Below are 18949 nucleotides of genomic sequence, written 5' to 3'. Positions count from 1 at the left end.
GATTTCCGGTCTGGCATTGGCAGTTTTCAGATACAAAGAGTCGTTGCCACCGGTGCAGTCTATTGCGCGACCAAGCACGCGGTCCGGGCTATCTCTGAAGGGTTTCGGCAGGAAGTGAAGGACTACAACATTCGCGTGACCACCATCTCGCCCGGTGCGGTACGGACGGAGCTGACCGATCACATCACCGAACCCGGCCTGGCTGAAAACGTCAGTGACGTCGTGGCCAAAATCGGCGTACCGGCCAGCACCATGGCCAGTATGGTTGCTTTCGCGATATCCCAGCCGGACGACGTGGACGTGAACGAAATCCTGTTCCGCCCGACGGTCCAGCCGGTGTAGGCGGGGACCGGCAGCAGAAAGGCTTGCGGAATGGCCCGCTTTTTCGACATCGCTCTACTGTTGTAGCTAGTATGTGCGGATGGCGGTATTCATGGCGTCGCGATGTTCGCCGATGAATAATTTTACGCAATAGGGAATGAGAGAGCCGCAGCTTAACCTCAAAGAGAGTCTTTTATGCTGGCGATACGTTCCATTCTTTGTCCCATCGACTTCTCCGAGCAATCACGGGAGGCACTGGTATGGGCATCCGCCATCGCGGAGCGACGCGGTAGTCAGCTTACAGTTCTCACCGTGATTGTCCCCACGCTTGCACGGATGCACGCCGGGTTCAATGCTGAGTCACGCGCTGCGTGAGTTTGTCAACGCGGCGTTGCCGGAACATGTGCAACATCGCTTAAAACTGCACTTGGAAGTGGAGACCGGCGACGCATCGGAGAAAATTCTAGAAATCAGCCGACGAGAAGCTTCAGACCTGATTGTGATGGGGACGCAAGGGTTGGGTGGTTTACGAAAGTTAATGCTCGGCTCGACAACCCAACGGGTGTTGCATGGCACAAAGAAGCCGCTTCTTGCCATACCGAAAGGTGGCGGACTCAAGCCAAGCGCGAGCCGATCGCCGGTGGACCATCTTGGGCGGATCCTCGTGGCGACCGACTTTCGAGAGGGTTCTTCTGCGGCGGTCCCATGGGCCTTTGAGCTCGCGCACGACCTTGACGTTCCGCTCGTATCCGTCCATATCGTTCAGCCCGTCGTTGTACCCGAGCGGTGGCGTGAACTTGTCGAAGGCGTGGACGAGAGAAACGTGGTTCTCGCGCAGCGTCAGCTTGAGAAGTTTGCTGCACACTTCGGTGACGCATCGATAAAGCTGGAAGTGTCGCTCGGCGAGCCGGCCGAAAATATCGCATCGCTTGCGACGAAGTACCATGCAGGCTTGATTGTCATGGGTCTGTGCAACAAGGAAGATTCGGGTGTGCACGGACCGGGATCTATAGCTTGTCGTCTCTTGTATAACTCCCATGTCGCCATTCTCGTCGTGCCGCCCCAATGACAGGACGCTCAAGTTAAAGGGAAGGGCACCGCTGTCTGTACACGACGGTTGCTTCTTGCCATCGTCTAATGACCAGTCAGTGTTAAGTGTTACCGGACTAGAAACCCATTACTTCCTGTAATCTTTATTACAGGAAGTAATGGGTGGGGTGATTCGGCATGTCTTCACTATCAAATTAACATTAAGAATAAGCTTTAACTAACTGTTATTTAGTCTAATTATTAGTCCTGTAATGCAGGGTTTGACGCTTCCGGACAGTAAACGTGTACTCTGGGGCTTCTATCAGATAACCGCGTAACACCGGACTGAACGGAGCTTCGATATATCGTGCCAATCCCTCGCAAGAAACTGATCGGGCTCTGGTTGGGCCCGTTGGCCATGCTGGTGCTGATGTTGCTACCCGCGCCAACCGACCTGAATCCCGAAGCCTGGCGGCTGGTGGCACTGGCGGCGTGGATGGTGATCTGGTGGATGAGCGAGGCGGTACCCATGGCGGTGACTGCACTGCTGCCTATTCCGATGATGCCGCTGCTGGGTATCGCCGGACAGAAGTCGGTCGGAGCCAGCTATGGCGATCCGTTGATTTTTTTGTTCCTGGGGGGCTTTTTGATCGCCGCGGCGATGCAGCGCTGGATGCTGCACAAGCGCATTGCCCTGCGCATCGTGAAGATCGCCGGCACTCGGCCGCAGGGCATCATCGCCGGTTTCATGCTGGCGACAGCATTGCTGTCCATGTGGATATCCAACACTGCGACGGCGGTGATGATGTACGCCGTGGCCATTTCCATGGTCGAGTTCGTCGCCACACGCGTGAACGACCTGGACAAGGCGCGACGCTTCGGTATTGCGTTGCTGCTCGGTGTGGCGTACAGCGCCTCCATCGGCGGCGTCGGAACACTCATCGGCACGCCACCCAACGTGCTGCTGGCGGGTTTTCTCGCCGATACCTACGGCATTCACATCGATTTCAGCACCTGGATGCTGATCGGTGTACCGCTGGTGGTGCTATTGCTGCCGCTGACCTGGTTGCTGCTGTGCCGGGTGTTGTTCCGAGTCAAGGACATCGATCTTGGCGAAGCGGCCGGCTTGATCGACAAGGAACTGCAGCAGCTGGGACCGATGTCGCGCGGCGAGCAGATTGTGCTGGTGGTGTTCCTGTGCACGGCGATACTGTGGATCTTTCGTTCGTCACTGACCGCTTTGACCGGCCTGGCTGTGACCGATACCACCATCGCCCTGCTGGCAGCGGTCCTGTTGTTCGCCCTGCCCGCTTCCATCCATGAGGGGCAGCTCACCCTGGATTGGCAAGCCGCCAAACTGGTGCCCTGGGGTGTGCTGCTGCTGTTCGGCGGCGGCCTGGCGCTGGCCGGCGCCTTCAAGAGCACTGGTCTGGCAGAGGCCATCGGTGCGGCGGTGGCGGGGTTGGGTTCGATCAACGTGAGTCTGGTTGCGCTGATGACCATTATCGCGATCGTCGCTCTTACCGAGTTGACCTCAAATACTGCCACCACCGCAACCTTTCTGCCGATCCTCGGCGCGGTGGCGGTGGGCATGGGGAAGAGTCCGATGGTGCTGGCCATTCCGGTGGCGCTGGCCTCATCCATGGCCTTCATGATGCCGGTGGCAACGCCGCCCAACGCCATCGTATTTTCCTACGAGAAACTGCACATCTCGGACATGATGAAAGCGGGGATTTGGATGAATCTGATCTCCATCCTGCTGATCTACAGCGCCATGCAATGGCTCGCCCCGCACGTGTTCGGGATCAGCTTCTGAGAGACGACGCACCACATTTTGTGTGTTTTAACACCAACTGGCCGCGCCGAAATCCGGATCGCTTAGCAGTTGGGTGACATTGGCTTCCATGATCCGGTAGCCGACATTGCCGTATAGCTGCTGGCGGCCGTCATTCAGTACCAGGCATGGACTACCCGGAATCTGGTGCTGTTCCTTGGCTAACATGTCCAGGTGCAGTTCGGCGTGTGCTTCGCCGCTGTCGATCAGATCCCATATCTGATCGACTGAAAATCCGAGGCCGCGCGCGATGTCTTCCTGAACGCGGCGTGTCGCCACGTCTTCACCATCTTGGAAGAACCGTTCCCGTATATGCCAGACAGCCTCTTCAAACGCATTTCGACCAGGTGCCGTTGCGGTGTTGTTGGTTTGCAGTTCACCACGGGCCTCAAGTAGCTGGATCGCCTTCAGAAACAGGTGTGCCGGCACCGATGAGGCGGGTGCGGTTTTCAGCCATATCTCCGGATGGATGGCGATGTGCGTCCATTGGGATGCCACCTCGGACAAATGCCGGTTGAAGGCCTGTATACCGCCCTGGTTGCGCCAGCCTTCGTCGATGCGTGCGTGTGCGGCACCGAATAACGGGAAAAAGCGATATCTGATCTCGAGCCTGGGACCAAAATTGCGTCGCAGTTCGTCAATGCGGGCCTGACCCGCATAGGCCCAGATACACAGAACATCCGTGAAATACTCGATCTGTACCGACCCGGTTTGCTTTTCCACGCCTGTTTCTCCTGCCTTTTAAATACTTCTGATTTTAGTGCTGATGAACAACGTGGATAAGGATATTGCCTGTTTATACGCTTGAGTCCATGAGGGTGTCCAACTGGTCCGGGGAAAGCGGCGGACTGATCAGAAACCCCTGGATTTCATCGCATCCGTGCGCTTTGAAGAATTCGAATTGTTCGTCGGTATCCACACCCTCCGCGATGACACGCAAGTTCAATCCTTTGGCCATGCCAATAATGGTCTTGGCAATCATGCCGACACGCGTATTGCTGGGCGCATTCTGGACGAAGGACCGGTCGATCTTAAGCTTATCGATGGAAAAACGGGTCAGATAGCTCAGCGACGAATAGCCGGTACCAAAATCGTCGATGGCCAGACGCACGCCCATTTTGTTCAATGTCCTGAGTATTTCAACGGTCAGCTCGCTGTCGCGCATCAGAATGCTTTCCGTGAGCTCGATTTCCAGCAGCTGCGGCGGCAACCCTGTCCTGGCCAGCGTTTCAGCTACGACTTCGGGCAGATCGGCGTCCCTGAGCTGTACCCCGGACAGGTTGACCGCGACGACACAATCATCGCGATGGCGATTTTTCCAATGGGCGGCTTCGCGGCAGGCCTCATTCAATACCCATCGCCAGATGGTGTCGATCTCGCCGATCTCTTCCGCCAGTGGGATGAATACCGTGGGCGGAATTTCGCCCCGCTCCGGATGTCGCCAGCGGGCCAGCGCTTCTAGGCCGATGATTTTTCCGCTGTGGATGTCGAACTGCGGCTGGTAAACCAAACGAAGCTCGTTTCTCGAAACCGCCCCGCGCAGCATGTGCGCAAGAGACGCGGTATTCTGGGTGCGGGCCCCCATTTCGGGAGTGTAGACCTGATAGGTCTTTCGGCCACGCCGTTTGGCTTCGTACAGAGCGGAATCCGCCTGCTGCAGCAGCGCATCGGGGGCGATCCGGTTGTCTCTGGCGCTATGACTGATGCCGATACTGACCGAGATGGCGATCGTTTTGCCGTTGAACATCATCGGCTGCGACAGATGCTGAATGATCGTTTCGGCGATAGTGCCGACGTCCTCGGGGCATTTGAGATTGGGGCACAGAATGGCGAACTCGTCCCCGCCCAGTCTGGCGACCAGATTATGATCCGTCGTGATACGCAGTCTTTTGGCAACCTGCGTCAGGAGCTGGTCGCCTGCATTGTGCCCCAGCGCCTCGTTGATCTGTTGGAACCGGTCGATATCGATCAGCAGTACGCAAGTGTATGCGTGGGTTTGATCAGCCAGATATTGTCCCAGGCTTTCCAGGAACAAGGAGCGATTGGGCAGCCCCGTCAGGCTGTCGAAATACTTCACCTCCCTGAGCCGGTTTTCCTCGCGGGTCTTATGTTCGGTGATGTCGTGATGAATGGAAAGTATGATTTTCCGGTCGCCGATTTCGACGATGGTTGCCGTGATATCGACGGGAATCTGTCTGCCGTCCCTGCATCGATCGAGGGTTTCATGACAGACGACGGTGCCTTTTTTCTTGAGCTCCCTGAACGATGAGGTAATTCGGCTCAGTTCCGATTCCGGGTGTATATCAAAAAAGCTCAAGCCGGTTAATTCTTCTTTTGTAAAGTCCAGCAGCTTGGTTGCGCGTCGGTTGGCATCAATGAGCTGTCCGTTCTCATCGGCCATGATGATGGCATCGCTGGCGTTTTCAAAAAGTGCACGATATTTCTTCTCGGATTCCTTAAGGGCTTGTTCGGTCTGCTTGCGCCTGGAAATGTCCTGCACAACGCCCAGCATGCGCAGTGGCCTGCCCTCTTCTCCCCAGACCACGTCTCCCCGGGAATGCAGCCATTTGATGGATCCATCGGTCCAGACCACGCGGTATTCGATATCATACGCTTGGCTGTGATCAATACAGTTTTCCAGCGCGTTCAGGACACTTTTTCTGTCGTTCTGATAGATGGCATGAATAAACTGGTCAATGGTGGATTTTTGCGCCGGATTTTTATCCCCGAACAGCATGCTGACGCCTTCGGATCTGTAGACATCGCCTGACTGTATATTCCATTCCCAGGTGCCGATGTTTGCGTATTTCTGGCTGCGGGCCAGGCGCTCCTCGCTTTTGGCCAGCGCATCCATGGAGTCGATCAGCCTCGTGATTTCCGTACGGATTGAAACGTACTGATACGGGATCTCGTTTTTGTCCAGAATCGGGACGATGGTGGTCTCCACCCAGTAATAGCCGCCGTCCTTTTTCCGGTTCCTGACCGTGCCATGCCAGATATCGCCCTGCGATATCGTCGTCCACAGCTCGGTAAAGTATGCATCCGAGTGATAATCGGATTTGATGATCCGATGGTTTTCGCCCAGCAGTTCCTGGCGGCTGTAGCCGCTTACCTGGCAGAACTTGTCATTGACGTAGATGATGGTGCCGACAGCGTCGGTGATGCTGACGATGGCGTGTTGATCGATTGCATAGGCGATGTGTTCCTCGGCGCCCTCAAGCAGCAACTCCTTGAATGCATGGTTCGGCATGTGATGACGTTCTTATGGTTGTATTTGGATGCCAATGGCGAGGGGCAGACGGGCTATCCGTCAGCTGTATACGTGGAGTGGGCCGTCTAAATGAGCCCGTCCCCTCACGCTGATGAGTCTTCATCGGCAACTGGGTACGATTTCCGGCAATAAGCCGTCGTCATTTGCGTGAATGATAATGACCTTAAAAAAATTATATGTAAATAACCGTATNAAAAAAGGAAATATTGTCTTGTATTTCAAAATCAGTTATTAACTTATTAAAAATAAAGGAATATATTGAACGTCCCGATGGGTTGGGTTTGTGTGTGGCAAGATGGTTGCCCGTCGGATATGCACTTGATGCCAATGCCTGATTGAATCGACTTTATGGATCCTGCAAAGACCTCTCCTACCCCGCTGTTCGACCATGTCGAATCGATGCACGATGAGCGCAGCATTCGGGCATTTTTTGATCAGCATGTTGCCGTCCGGGGGTTGCCGGACGGTGCCTTCGAGGACTACCGCAGGGCCGGTGAATTTCTATACAGCTATCGCGGCAGCCAGGACACGTTCGCATCCTACCGGCGCGAACTGGAACGGCTGCTGCAATGGTCGTGGTTGTTCGCCGGCTGTTCATTGATCCAGCTCAAGCGGGCGGATATCGAGGCCTTCGTCGAGTTCTGCCAATACCCACCGCTGGCCTGGATCGGGGTCAAGACCGTATCGCGATTCGTGGACAGCGAAGGCCGGCGGGTGCCGAACCCGGCCTGGCGGCCCTTCGTGGCCCGCCGTGCCAAGGCGGCAGAGGCCAAGGCACCGGACCCGTCTCTCTACAGCCTGTCCCAGGGCGGGATCCAGGCCATCTTTTCGGTGCTGAGCAGCTTTTTCAATTACCTGATCCAGGAGGAGTACGTCGCCTTCAATCCGGTGGCGCAGATCCGTCAGAAAAGCCGGTTTCTGCGCAAGCGCCAGACCCAGGCAAAGATCCGCCGCCTCTCGGAACTGCAGTGGGCCTACGTCATCGAAACCGCCGAAATGATGGCGGCGGAGCAGCCGGAGGAGCATGAGCGCACGCTGTTCGTGATGGAGGCGTTGTACGGGATGTACCTGCGTATCTCCGAGCTGGCCGCCCGGCCCCGCTGGGTGCCGCAAATGGGCGACTTCCATCAGGATATCGAGGGCAATTGGTGGTTCACGACCGTCGGCAAGGGCAACAAGGAGCGCGACATCTCGGTCAGTGACGACATGCTGCGTGCGCTGAAGCGTTATCGCCGTTACCTGGGCCTGTCCGAATTGCCGGCGCCGGGCGAGACCACGCCGCTGGTGATGCGCAATCGCGGTCGCGGTGGCATCGGCAGCACCCGTCAGATCCGCGCCATCGTGCAGCACTGTTTCGACCGGGCCGTCGCGCGTATGATGGATGACGGCTTCAGCGAGGACGCGGAAAGCCTCAAGTCGGCCACCGTGCACTGGCTGCGCCACACCGGGATTTCGGATGACGTGAAGTTCCGGCCGCGCGAACACGTGCGCGATGATGCCGGTCACGGTTCGAGCGCGATCACGGACCGCTATATCGACGTGGAGCGGCGCGAGCGGCATCGCAGCGCGCGCAACAAGCGGCTTCGACCGGAATGAGCGACAAGCCGCAACGAATCATCGGCTGGCGCGAGTGGCTGGCAATCGACGAACTGGGTATTCCGCGCATCAAGGCCAAGGTGGATACGGGTGCGCGCACCTCCGCGCTGCACGCCTTTTACGTCGAGCCCGAGCAGCGCGACGAGGCGCTTTGGGTGCGCTTCGGTGTGCACCCGCTACAGAAGAATCAGATCGAGGTGATTCATTGCCAGGCACCCGTGATCGATCAGCGGGTGGTCAGTGATTCAGGCGGGCACAGGGAGGCGCGTTACGTGATCCAAAGCCAAGTGACCCTGGGGAAATACAGCTGGCCGGTTGAACTCACGCTGACCAATCGGGATACCATGCAGTTTCGCATGTTGTTGGGACGCTCCGCGCTCGATGGCCACTTCCTGGTTGACGTGTCGCGCTCTTATCTTTTGTCGGGGAAACTCAGGCATCCTCAACCATGAAGATTCTCATTCTTTCCCGTAACAAGAAGCTGTATTCCACACGCAGGCTGGTCGAGGCCGCAGAGCAGCGCGGTCACGAGGCGGTCGTGGCCGATCCGCTCAAATGCGTATTCGATATCACCTCGGCGCGGCAGAGCATCTTCTACAAGAATGTCGAGCTGTCCGACATCGATGCGGTCATACCGCGTATCGGCGCCTCGATCACGTTTTACGGGGCGGCCGTGCTGCGCCAGTTCGAGATGATGGGCGTGTTCCCGCTGAACGAATCCGTGGCCATCGGCCGTTCCCGCGACAAGCTGCGTTCCCTGCAACTGCTGGCGCGCAAGGGGGTCGGGATGCCGGTGACCGGGTTCGCCCACTCCCCTGCCGATATCCGCCAGGTCATCAACCTGGTCGGCGGTGCACCGGTGGTGATCAAGCTGCTGGAAGGCACTCAGGGCAAGGGCGTGGTGCTAGCCGAAACACGCAAGGCGGCGGAGAGCGTCATCGATGCATTCCGCGAGCTGAACGCGAACTTCCTGGTGCAGCAGTTCGTGAAGGAGGCCGGCGGTTCCGATATCCGCTGCCTGGTGATCGGCAACAAGGTGGTCGCCTCCATGATGCGCCAGGCGCGGGAGGGCGAATTCCGTTCCAATCTGCATCGCGGCGGCAATGCGAGTCACGTCAAGCTGACGCCGGCGGAACGGGCCACGGCCGTGAAGGCGGCGCGCACCATGGGGCTGAATGTGGCCGGCGTCGACATCGTCCGCTCCGACCACGGTCCGCTGGTGCTCGAGGTCAATTCCTCGCCGGGTCTGGAGGGCATCGAGGCCATCACCGGCAGGGATATTGCCGGCATGATCGTGGAATTCATCGAAAGCAATGCGCGGCCGTATCGCACCCGGACGCGCGGCAAGGGTTGAAATGGCCGAGCCCATTCGAATCGGCGGCAAGGACATCGCTCCCGGCACCCGGCAGACCATAGACCTGCCCCTGCCCCGGTTGTATACGCATACCCCGCTCAGCATGCCGGTCCACGTGATTCGCGGGAAACGTGACGGGCCGCGGCTGTTCGTGACAGCGGCAATCCACGGCGACGAACTCAACGGCGTGGAGATCATTCGCCGTGTGCTGAAACACAAAACCCTGCAGCGCCTGCGCGGCATGCTGGTGGTGATCCCGATGGTGAACGTTTACGGCGTCCTGCACCATTCGCGCTACCTGCCCGACCGTCGCGACCTGAATCGTTCGTTTCCGGGCAGCGAACGCGGCTCGCTGGCCGCGCGTCTGGCGCATCTGTTCATGGAAGAGATCGTGGCGCACTGCACGCACGGCATCGATCTGCACACGGCGGCGATTCATCGTTCCAACCTGCCGCAGGTGCGCGGTAACCTCGACGATCCGGAAACCGAGCGTCTGGCGCGGGCGTTCTCCGTACCCGTGGTGATCGATTCCCGTCTGCGGGACGGTTCCCTGCGTGAGGCGGTGCATTTGAAAGGCATCCCCATGCTGGTTTACGAGGCGGGCGAGGCGCTGCGCTTCGACGAGCTCAGTATCCGCGCCGGCGTACGCGGCGTGATCCATGTGATGCAGTCTCTCGGCATGCTGCCCAAATCGCGGCGCACCAGGCCGCCCGCGGAACCTTTCGTGGCCCATGCCAGCCATTGGGTACGCGCCCCCGAGAGCGGCATTTTGCGGACTCTCACCCCGCTGGGGGTACGAATCAAAAAAGGTGCGGTGCTCGGCCTGGTTTCAGACGCCTTCGGCGAGCGCGAAACCGAGATCAAGGCGCCGTTCGGCGGTATCGTGATCGGACGCACCAACCTCCCCCTCATCCACGAGGGGGAAGCCACCTTCCACATTGCTCGCTTCGAGGACGTCGGCGAAGTGGCGCAGCAACTGGAAAATTTCCAGACCGACCACGAAGAGGAACCGATCATCCCCGGCGAACCGCCTATCGTTTGAGCGTGCTAGGCCGTGGCGAGGTCGATGCCTTCGGCGACAATGCGGGCCAGGTGCCGGATCTGTTCTTCGGTGATGACGTAGGGCGGCATCAGATAGCTGACGTTGCCCAGCGGCCTGAGCAGGGCCTCGTTCTCCAGCCCGTGCCTGAAAATGCGCAACCCGCGGCGTTCCTCCCAGGGATAGGGTTCGCGCGTCGCCTTGTCCTTCACCATCTCCACGGCCAGCACCATGCCGGTCTGGCGCACCTCGCCCACGTGCGGATGGTCGGCCAGCGGCGCAAAGGCGTCGTGCATGGTATGCGCCAGTTGCCGGTTGTTCGCAATCACGTCGTCGTCCCTGAAGATATCCAGGGTTGCCAGCGCGGCGCTACAGGCCAGCGGATTGCCAGTGTAGGAATGCGAGTGCAGGAAGGCGCGCAGCCTGGCGTAATCGTCGTAAAAGGCCTGGTAAATCGAATCGTGGGTGAGCACGACGGCGAGGGGCAGGTAGCCGCCCGTGATGCCCTTGGACAGGCACAGGATGTCCGGCGTGATGCCCGCCTGCTCGCAGGCGAACATCGTGCCGGTACGTCCGAACCCGACGGCGATCTCGTCGGCGATCAGGTGTACGCCGTGGCGGTCGCAGGCCTCGCGCAACAGTTCGAGATAAACCGGGTCGTACATGCGCATGCTGCCCGCGCATTGGATCAGCGGTTCCACGATGACCGCGCAGGTTTCGTGGGCATGCCGTTCCAGGGCCTGTTCCATGTGCACGAACATGCGACGCGCGTAGTCCGCGGGGGATTCACCCGCCTCGCGGTCGTAGGCATCCGGCGCGGGAACGGTGATGGATTCCAGCAGCAGCGGGCGATAGGTTTCCTTGTAAAGCGCCACGTCGCCGACCGACAGTGCACCGAGCGTTTCGCCATGATAGCTGTTGGACAGGCAGATGAAGCGCGTTTTCTCCCCGTGCCCCTGGTTGAGCCAGTAATGAAAGCTCATCTTCAGGGCGGCCTCGACGGCGGACGAACCGTTGTCGGTGTAAAAGCAGTGTTCCAGGCCTTGCGGCGTGATATCGATCAGGCGCTCGGAAAGCTTGATGATCGGTTCGTGCGTAAACCCGGCCAGGATGACGTGTTCCAGCTGATCGAGCTGGGATTTGACCGCACCGCTGATGCGCGGATTGTTGTGGCCGAAGATATTGACCCACCACGAGCTGATGGCGTCGATGTATCGCTTGCCGTCGTAATCTTCCAGCCACACGCCTTCGCCGCGGCGGATAGGAATGAGCGGCAGTTCTTCGTAGTCCTTCATCTGGGTACAGGGATGCCAGACGCAGGCTAGGTCACGTTCGGTAAGGGTTCGATTGGTCATGAGAAAAGCGTTCGGTTTGCGGAGGTGAGTGATGGCGCGCCACAATGGACGTGGGCAACCTGCAAGACGACAAATGATAACGACTGAGTTTGCACTTGACCAAGGCATCGTCCATCTCAACCACGCTGCAGTGGCACCCTGGCCGCGCCGGACCAGCGAGGCGGTGTGCCGTTTCGCCGAGGAAAACCGCAGCCGGGGGTCGCAGCGCTACCTGCGCTGGATGGCGGTCGAGCAGGAATTGCGCGCGCAGCTGCGCTGGCTGATCAATGCGCCTGACGCGGATGATATTGCCCTGCTCAAGAATACCTCTGAAGGCCTGTCCGTGGTCGCCCACGGTCTGGACTGGAAGCCCGGACAATACCTCTGAAGGCCTGTCCGTGGTCGCCCACGGTCTGGACTGGAAGCCCGGACAGAATGTGGTGACTTCACGCCAGGAGTTCCCTTCCAACCGCATTGTCTGGCAGTCGCTCGAATCGCGCTTCGGTGTCGAGGCCCGGTTGGCGGACCTGAGCGCATCTGACGATCCCGAAGCCGAGCTGTTCGCCCTGGTTGACGACAACACCCGGGTAATCGCCATCAGCGCGGTCCAGTACGCCACCGGTCTGCGCATGGATCTGGCGCGTATCGGCGCCTTCTGCCGCGAGCGCAATATCCTGTTCTGCGTGGATGCGATCCAGCAGCTCGGCGCGCTGCCCTTCGACGTGCAGGCGGCGCAGGCCGACTTCGTGGTGGCGGACGGCCACAAGTGGATGCTGGGCCCCGAGGGCATCGCCCTGTTTTACGCACGCCCGGAACTGCGCGATGCGCTCGGGCTGCACCAGTACGGCTGGCACATGGTCGAGCACGCCCACGATTTCGACCGCGAGGACTGGGAGCCGGCCTACAGCGCCCGGCGGTTCGAATGCGGCAGCCCCAATATGCTGGGCATCCACGGCCTGCAGGCTAGCCTGTCCCTGATTCGGGAAACCGGACTTGAAACCATATCTGAGAATATTTCTAAGAATATTCAGTATCTAATTGAAAAATTAGAAGAAAACAAGATGGAAATCCTGTCAGATCTGCGCCCGGAGCGCCGTTCCGGGATTTTGACCTTCCGGCCGCCGGGCGACGTGGCGGCGGTATACGAGCATCTCCAGGCACAGGGCGTGCTGTGCGCACTGCGTGGCGGCGGTATCCGGTTTTCTCCGCACTACTACACCCGCCGCGAGGACATGGACCGTGCCCTGGCATTGCTGGCCGATGGCTAATAAGCAAAACGATTTCGAGGATCGTTGTCTAAACTTATAAACACAACGAGGAAAATCCCGACGCCAAGGGAAGTGATGATTCTGCGTAAGCTCAAAGCCGCCTGTGCCATTGCCCTGACCCGTTGGCTGGTGCAACCCGTGGATAGCGACACCCACGCCGAGCTTTCCGACTACGAACAGCTGCGCGAACAGGCCCGCCCCGCCGACGTGATTCTGATGGAAGGCAACACGCGCCTGAGCCGGATCATCAAGACCATCAACACCTCCCCCTGGACCCATTCCGCGCTGTATATCGGCGCACTCGACGAGATCGTCGACCCGGTGGTGCACGAACGCGTCCGCCAGTTCTACGACGGGCCGGCCGATACGCCTCTGCTCATCGAGGCCGAACTCGGGATCGGTGTCCACGTTTCCCCTCTGGAAAGATATCGCTCTTTTCACCTGAGGCTGTGCCGGCCCAGCGGCCTGTCCGCGCATGATGCCGCTATCGTCGTCGAGGAGGCGGTCAGCCGGCTCGGCCTCGCCTACGATTTCCGCCAGCTGCTCGACCTGGCGCGTTTCCTGTTTCCCTATCCCCTGCTGCCGCGCCGCTGGCGCTCCACGCTGTTCGAGACGCATGCCGGCGAGGCGACGCGCACCATTTGTTCCACCATGATGGCCGAGGCCTTTCAGAAGGTGCATTTCCCGGTGCTGCCCGTCGTCCGGCGTGGCACCGGGGGAGAAACTCGGCTAGAAAAACGTAATGTGAAATTGTTCACGCCGCGGGATTTCGATATGTCGCCCTATTTCGACATCATCAAATATCCCCTTTATCCGCTGGGCGAATGCGCGGTCTACCAGGATCTGCCCTGGTGCGCGGCCCGGGACGATCGGCATGAATCGACCGAAGTGCCGGTGGCCGGCATTGCAACCAAAGAGGAGGTCTGACACGCACGATCCGGTTGGGCATTGATGCACATTGCATGCAATAAAAGAACAACAACGACAATATCGAATTGAGGAGGATGCCGGATGATCGGGTTCCTGGCGGGGGTGGCACTGATCGGGGTCTTGGCGTATTTCCGTCTGCCATTCTGGCTGAGCGCAATCGCTCTGGTTCTGTTCGGTGCGGCGCTCACGTTGCCCGGCGGGATCACGATGACAGGATGGATCCTGTGGGCGGTATTCCTCGTCTTCCTCATACCCGTCGCCATCCCGCCCCTGCGCCGGTATCTGGTTTCGCTGCATGTCCTGCGCCTGTTGCGCAGCGCCCTGCCCCAGATATCCGACACCGAGCGCGAGGCCATCGAGGCCGGCAGCGTCTGGTGGGACGCCGAGCTGTTTTCCGGCAAGCCCGACTGGAACAAACTGCGCGACTATCCCGCAGCCCGCCTGAGCGAAGAGGAGCAGGCCTTCCTGGACGGTCCGGTGGAAACACTGTGCGGCATGATCGACGACTGGGAGATCACCCACGAGCTATATGATCTGCCGCCCGCGGTGTGGGCCTTCATCAAGGAATACAAGCTGTTCGGCATGATCATCCCGCGCCGCTACGGCGGTCTGGAATTTTCGGCGCTGGCGCATTCCGAAGTGGTGATGAAACTCGCCAGCCGCAGCGTGACGGCGGCGGTCACCGTCATGGTGCCCAACTCGCTCGGTCCCGCCCAGCTGCTGCTGCGTTACGGCACCCAGTCGCAGCGCGACCATTACCTGCCGCGTCTCGCCACCGGCGAGGAAATCCCCTGCTTTGCCCTGACCGGGCCGCTGGCGGGCAGCGACGCGGGGGCGATACCCGATACCGGCATCGTGTGCCGCGGCGAATTCGAGGGGCGCAAGGACGTGCTCGGCATCCGGCTCAACTGGGAAAAGCGCTATATCACCCTGGGGCCGGTGGCCACCGTGCTGCTGGGGCTGGCCTTCAAGCTGTACGACCCGGAGCATCTGCTCGGCGAGCAGACCGCCCTCGGCATCACCCTGGCGTTGATTCCGACCGATACGCCCGGCGTGGAAATCGGCAACCGCCACTTCCCGATGAACAGCGCCTTTCAGAACGGACCCAACCGCGGCCGTGACGTGTTCATCCCCATGGATTGGGTGATCGGTGGTGCGGCCATGATCGGGCACGGCTGGCGCATGCTGGTGGAGTGCCTGGCGGAAGGCCGCGGCATTTCCCTGCCGGCGCTCAGCACCGGTTCCGGCAAGTCGGTCAGCCGCACCACGGGCGCCTACGCCCGGGTGCGCCGGCAATTCAAGCTGCCCATCGGGCGCTTCGAGGGTATCGAGGAACCGTTGGCCGAGATCGCCGCCAATGCCTACATCATGGAAGCCGGCCGCCGCCTGACCTGCGCCGCGCTGGACCAAGGCGAGAACCCGGCGGTGATTTCCGCCATTCTCAAGTATCAGCTCACCGAGCGCATGCGCCGGATCGTCAACGACGCCATGGACATTCACGGAGGTTCGGGCATCTGCCTGGGGCCGAGCAACTACCTGGGGCGCGTGTATCAGACCCTGCCCATCAGCATTACCGTCGAGGGTGCCAATATCCTCACCCGCACCCTGATCATCTTCGGACAGGGCGCCATACGTTGCCATCCCTATCTGTTCGACGAAATCAGCGCGGCACAGATGAGCGACCGCAAGGCGGCGCTGATCAAATTCGATCGCGCCCTGTTCGGGCACATCGGCTTTTTCATCAGCAACATCGTGCGTACCGCCTGGCTGGGACTGACCAACGCCAGCCTGATGCGCGTGCCGGGCACGCGCGTCACACGCAGATACTATCGCCGGCTGTCCCGTCTCAGCGCGGGTTTTGCGTTGGCGGCCGATCTGGCCATGATGACGCTGGGCGGCGCGCTGAAGCGCAAGGAGCGGCTTTCCGGACGTTTCGCCGACGTGCTTGCCAACCTGTATCTGGGCTCCGCGCTGCTCAAGCACTTCGAAGAGGAAGGTGAACCCGCGGCGGACCTCCCGTTGCTGGACTGCGCGTTCCGCATGACCATTCATCGCGCCCAGCAATCGCTGCTGGCGGTGTACTGGAATCTGCCCTCGCGCTGGCTGGCCCGGCTGCTGCGCGCGGTCACCTTCCCCTTCGGCAAACCCTATGCCCCGCCCGACGACAGGCTGATTCACGCCTGTGCGGCGTTGCTGCTCGAACCGTCCGATACGCGCGATCGCCTGACGCAGGGCGTCTACATCACCGATGACCCGACCGACCGTACGGGACGCATCGAATACGCGTTCAACTGCGCAATCGCGGCCGAACCGGCCGAGTACAAGCTCAGGCAAGCCTTGCGCGAGGGCGTCCTCGCGGTCGGCGAGCTCGACGATCCGGTGGAGGCCGCCCTGGCCGCCGGCGTGCTCGATGCCGACGAGGCGCAGTGTCTGCGCGAGGCCGACGCCAGCATGCGCGAGGCCATCCGCGTGGACGAATTCACCCCGGAGTACCTTCAGGGAGGCCGACATGCCGACCAGTAAGACCAACCGCCCGGTATTCATCGTCGACGGCAGCCGCACGCCGTTTCTCAAGGCGCGGGGCGCGCCCGGTCCGTTTCATGCAGCCGATCTCGCCATTACCGCGGCGCGGCCGCTGCTGCTGCGCCAGCCGTTCGAGCCGGAGGCCTTCGACGAGGTGATTCTGGGCTGTGTCATGCCGGGACCGGCGGAGGCGAACATCGGCCGCGTGGTGGCGCTGCGCCTGGGATGCGGCGACCGCGTACCCGCCTGGACCGTGCAGCGCAACTGCGCGTCCGGGCTGCAGTCCATCGATTCCGCGTACCGCAATATCCGGCACGGCCATTCGGACCTGGTGCTGGCCGGCGGTGTGGAGTCGATGAGCCACGCCCCCATACTGCTCAACGAGACCATGGTCGCCTGGCTGGCCGAATGGCAGCGCGCCAGGACTCTGCCCGCCCGCATGCGCGCTCTCGCGCAGCTGCGGCCCAAACATCTCGCGGTGGTGGTCGGATTGCTCAAAGGACTCACCGATCCGGTGGTCGGCCTCAACATGGGGCAAACGGCCGAAGTGCTGGCCTACCGCTTCGGCATCTCGCGCGAGGCCATGGACGCCTACGCCGCCGAGTCGCATCAACGCCTGCTGCGCGCCCGTGAAGAAGGACGCCTGCATGAAATCGAGCCGCTTTACGATATCCGCGGCAAGGCGTATCTGCATGACGACGGCGTGCGCGAGGACTCGACGCCGGAAAAGCTGGCCAAGCTCAGGCCGGTCTTCGACCGCAAGTTCGGCAAGGTGACGGCCGGCAACAGTTCGCAGATCACCGACGGCGCCGCCTGGGTAATCCTGGCAAGCGAAAAGGCGGTGAAGCAATACGACCTGCCGGTGCTGGCGCGCGTCGTGGACAGCCACTGGGCGGGTGTGAGTCCGGCCCAGATGGGGCTGGGACCGGTGCATGCCGTCGCGCCGTTGGTGAAGCGCAACCGCCTGACCCTGGACAAGGTCGATTACATGGAGCTCAACGAGGCGTTTGCCGCACAGGTGCTGGCCTGTCTGCATGCCTGGCAGGACGCGGATTACTGTCGGGACGAACTCGGTCTGAACAAACCGCTGGGCGAATATCCACGTGAGCATCTCAACGTGGACGGTGGCGCCATCGGGGCCGGACACCCGGTAGGCGCCAGCGGGACTCGCATCACCCTCAGACTGCTCCATATCCTGCGCCGCGAAAAGGCCCGCTACGGCATATCCACGCTCTGCATCGGCGGCGGTCAGGGCGGCGCCCTGCTGATCGAAAATCCGGAGGTGGCCGGCGCATGAACGAAACCGTTCACAACTGGCAGCGGGAGACAGACGAGCATGGTATGTGTTGGCTCACCCTCAATGTGCCCGGCGGCGCGAACGTGCTTTCCCATGCCGTCCTGGAGGAGCTGGACGGCATTCTGGACGACCTGCACCAGAACCCGCCGCACGGGCTGGTGTTCGCCTCGGGCAAAAACGGCGCCTTTATCGCCGGGGCCGACGTGGGCGAGTTTTCCCAGATCATCGACGAGCAGCAGGCACAGGAAATGATTCGCCGCGGGCAGGCCATCATGGACCGCATCGCGGCGCTGCCCTTCCCCACTCTCGCTCTGATCAACGGTTACTGTCTCGGCGGTGGGTTGGAACTGTCCCTGGCCTGCGACTACCGCATCGCACAGGAAGGCGCACGCACGCGCATCGGTCTGCCGGAAGTGAAGCTGGGCATTCATCCCGGTTTCGGCGGCAGCGTGCGCAGTATCCAGCGTATCGGTCCGCTGGCCGCGATGAATCTCATGCTGTCCGGTCGTACCGTGGACCCACGTGCCGCCAGGCGCATGGGGCTGGTCGACGAGGCCGTGCCCGAACGTCAGTTGCGCGCCGCCGCCGTTTATTACCTGATGAACCGACCGCCAGTCCAGGCGCCGGACTGGAAGGGGCGGTTGGCCAACCTGCAGCCGGTGCGTCCCCTGCTGGCGCGCATCATGCGCCGTCAGGTCGCCGCTAGGGCACCGCGCGCGCATTACCCCGCCCCCTATGCCTTGCTCGACCTGTGGGTGGAACACGGCAGCGACGAGCGCGCCATGCTGGAGGCCGAAGCCGAATCGGTGGCGCGGCTGATCGTCGGCCAGACGGCCCGCAACCTGGTGCGGGTCTTCGAACTGCAAAACCGCCTCAAATCGCTGGGGCGCGAGGGCGCCGAAGATATCCACCACGTGCATGTCATCGGCGGCGGCGTGATGGGTGGCGACATCGCCGCCTGGTGTGCGCTGCAGGGATTCCGCGTCACGGTGCAGGACCAGGACACCAACGCCCTGGGTCGCGCCGTGCATCGCGCGCAGCGGATATTCAAGCGCCGCTTCAAACGGGACCGGCTGGCGATTCAGGCCGCCATGGACCGGTTCATCCCCGACAACCGTGGCGTCGGTCTGCGCCACGCGGATGTCGTGATCGA

General features: G+C 60.8%; 14 protein-coding genes and 1 pseudogene. 12 read left to right on the top strand and 3 right to left on the bottom strand.

All coding sequences use genetic code 11. The features are described from left to right. Positions 1–15 precede the first annotated feature (15 nt). From P8Y64_09355 to P8Y64_09345, 3 genes are all read left to right on the top strand, one after another. Positions 16–342 (top strand): SDR family NAD(P)-dependent oxidoreductase, encoded by a 327-nt coding sequence (locus P8Y64_09355; protein MEJ2060676.1) that lies wholly within the window; start codon positions 16–18, stop codon positions 340–342. A gap of 331 nt (positions 343–673) precedes the next feature. Beyond that, complete coding sequence (locus P8Y64_09350) at positions 674–1390, top strand: universal stress protein (GenBank protein ID MEJ2060675.1); 717 nt, start codon at positions 674–676, stop codon at positions 1388–1390. Positions 1391–1768: 378 nt separating this feature from the next. After that, a complete protein-coding gene (locus P8Y64_09345; protein ID MEJ2060674.1) occupies positions 1769–3166 on the top strand; it encodes a DASS family sodium-coupled anion symporter in 1398 nt (465 codons plus the stop codon). A 27-nt stretch (positions 3167–3193) separates the two neighbouring features. Here P8Y64_09345 and P8Y64_09340 read toward each other — a convergent pair whose 3' ends face one another. Both P8Y64_09340 and P8Y64_09335 read right to left on the bottom strand, forming a co-directional pair. Next, a complete protein-coding gene (locus tag P8Y64_09340) occupies positions 3194–3907 on the bottom strand; it encodes a DsbA family protein (protein MEJ2060673.1) in 714 nt (237 codons plus the stop codon). Between the two features lie 73 nt (positions 3908–3980). Then, entirely contained in the window at positions 3981–6434 is a 2454-nt protein-coding gene (locus P8Y64_09335) for an EAL domain-containing protein (protein MEJ2060672.1), read from the bottom strand. Positions 6435–6803: 369 nt separating this feature from the next. On the opposite strand from P8Y64_09335, the gene P8Y64_09330 reads away from it, so the two are divergent. The 4 genes from P8Y64_09330 to P8Y64_09315 are packed head-to-tail and all read left to right on the top strand — an operon-like array spanning position 6804 to position 10447. Continuing rightward, a complete protein-coding gene (locus tag P8Y64_09330; protein ID MEJ2060671.1) occupies positions 6804–8051 on the top strand; it encodes a site-specific integrase in 1248 nt (415 codons plus the stop codon). Beyond that, a complete protein-coding gene (locus P8Y64_09325; GenBank protein ID MEJ2060670.1) occupies positions 8048–8503 on the top strand; it encodes an ATP-dependent zinc protease in 456 nt (151 codons plus the stop codon). Before P8Y64_09330 ends, P8Y64_09325 begins: the two co-directional genes overlap by 4 nt. Further along, positions 8500–9405 carry a 30S ribosomal protein S6--L-glutamate ligase gene (gene rimK / locus P8Y64_09320; protein ID MEJ2060669.1) on the top strand — a complete coding sequence of 302 codons (906 nt, stop codon included), beginning with the start codon at positions 8500–8502 and terminating at the stop codon, positions 9403–9405. Before P8Y64_09325 ends, rimK begins: the two co-directional genes overlap by 4 nt. Before the next feature lies 1 nt (position 9406). Then, positions 9407–10447 carry a succinylglutamate desuccinylase/aspartoacylase family protein gene (locus P8Y64_09315; protein ID MEJ2060668.1) on the top strand — a complete coding sequence of 347 codons (1041 nt, stop codon included), beginning with the start codon at positions 9407–9409 and terminating at the stop codon, positions 10445–10447. Positions 10448–10452: 5 nt separating this feature from the next. Here P8Y64_09315 and P8Y64_09310 read toward each other — a convergent pair whose 3' ends face one another. Further along, on the bottom strand, positions 10453–11799 hold the full coding sequence (locus P8Y64_09310; protein MEJ2060667.1) for an adenosylmethionine--8-amino-7-oxononanoate transaminase: 1347 nt from the start codon (positions 11797–11799) through the stop codon (positions 10453–10455). A gap of 73 nt (positions 11800–11872) precedes the next feature. On the opposite strand from P8Y64_09310, the pseudogene P8Y64_09305 reads away from it, so the two are divergent. The 5 genes and pseudogenes from P8Y64_09305 to P8Y64_09285 form a co-directional block, all read left to right on the top strand. Further along, positions 11873–13046 (top strand): annotated as a pseudogene (locus P8Y64_09305) (aminotransferase class V-fold PLP-dependent enzyme). A 75-nt stretch (positions 13047–13121) separates the two neighbouring features. After that, entirely contained in the window at positions 13122–13973 is an 852-nt protein-coding gene (locus P8Y64_09300) for a hypothetical protein (GenBank protein ID MEJ2060666.1), read from the top strand. An 84-nt stretch (positions 13974–14057) separates the two neighbouring features. Then, positions 14058–16499: an acyl-CoA dehydrogenase gene (locus P8Y64_09295; protein ID MEJ2060665.1), complete on the top strand. Its 2442-nt coding sequence runs from the start codon at positions 14058–14060 to the stop codon at positions 16497–16499. After that, positions 16486–17796 carry an acetyl-CoA C-acetyltransferase gene (locus P8Y64_09290; protein ID MEJ2060664.1) on the top strand — a complete coding sequence of 437 codons (1311 nt, stop codon included), beginning with the start codon at positions 16486–16488 and terminating at the stop codon, positions 17794–17796. Before P8Y64_09295 ends, P8Y64_09290 begins: the two co-directional genes overlap by 14 nt. Continuing rightward, positions 17793–18949, top strand: a 1157-nt coding sequence (locus P8Y64_09285) for an enoyl-CoA hydratase-related protein (GenBank protein MEJ2060663.1), incomplete at its 3' end; no start/stop codon positions are given. The genes P8Y64_09290 and P8Y64_09285, both read left to right, overlap by 4 nt.

The organism is Gammaproteobacteria bacterium, from assembly GCA_037388465.1.
Lineage (GTDB): Bacteria > Pseudomonadota > Gammaproteobacteria > SpSt-1174 > SpSt-1174 > JARRKE01.
The sequence above is the reverse complement of the archived record's forward strand: the minus strand, read 5'-3'. Positions and strand labels throughout refer to the sequence as shown.

Coding starts and splice junctions, on each gene's coding strand:
- P8Y64_09350 (MEJ2060675.1), top strand. CDS start 674: ATGCTGAGTCACGCGCTGCGTGAGTTTGTCAACGCGGCGTTGCCGGAA.
- P8Y64_09345 (MEJ2060674.1), top strand. CDS start 1,769: ATGCTGGTGCTGATGTTGCTACCCGCGCCAACCGACCTGAATCCCGAA.
- P8Y64_09335 (MEJ2060672.1), bottom strand. CDS start 6,434: ATGCCGAACCATGCATTCAAGGAGTTGCTGCTTGAGGGCGCCGAGGAA.
- P8Y64_09330 (MEJ2060671.1), top strand. CDS start 6,804: ATGGATCCTGCAAAGACCTCTCCTACCCCGCTGTTCGACCATGTCGAA.
- P8Y64_09325 (MEJ2060670.1), top strand. CDS start 8,048: ATGAGCGACAAGCCGCAACGAATCATCGGCTGGCGCGAGTGGCTGGCA.
- rimK (MEJ2060669.1), top strand. CDS start 8,500: ATGAAGATTCTCATTCTTTCCCGTAACAAGAAGCTGTATTCCACACGC.
- P8Y64_09315 (MEJ2060668.1), top strand. CDS start 9,407: ATGGCCGAGCCCATTCGAATCGGCGGCAAGGACATCGCTCCCGGCACC.
- P8Y64_09310 (MEJ2060667.1), bottom strand. CDS start 11,799: ATGACCAATCGAACCCTTACCGAACGTGACCTAGCCTGCGTCTGGCAT.
- P8Y64_09300 (MEJ2060666.1), top strand. CDS start 13,122: ATGATTCTGCGTAAGCTCAAAGCCGCCTGTGCCATTGCCCTGACCCGT.
- P8Y64_09295 (MEJ2060665.1), top strand. CDS start 14,058: ATGATCGGGTTCCTGGCGGGGGTGGCACTGATCGGGGTCTTGGCGTAT.
- P8Y64_09290 (MEJ2060664.1), top strand. CDS start 16,486: ATGCCGACCAGTAAGACCAACCGCCCGGTATTCATCGTCGACGGCAGC.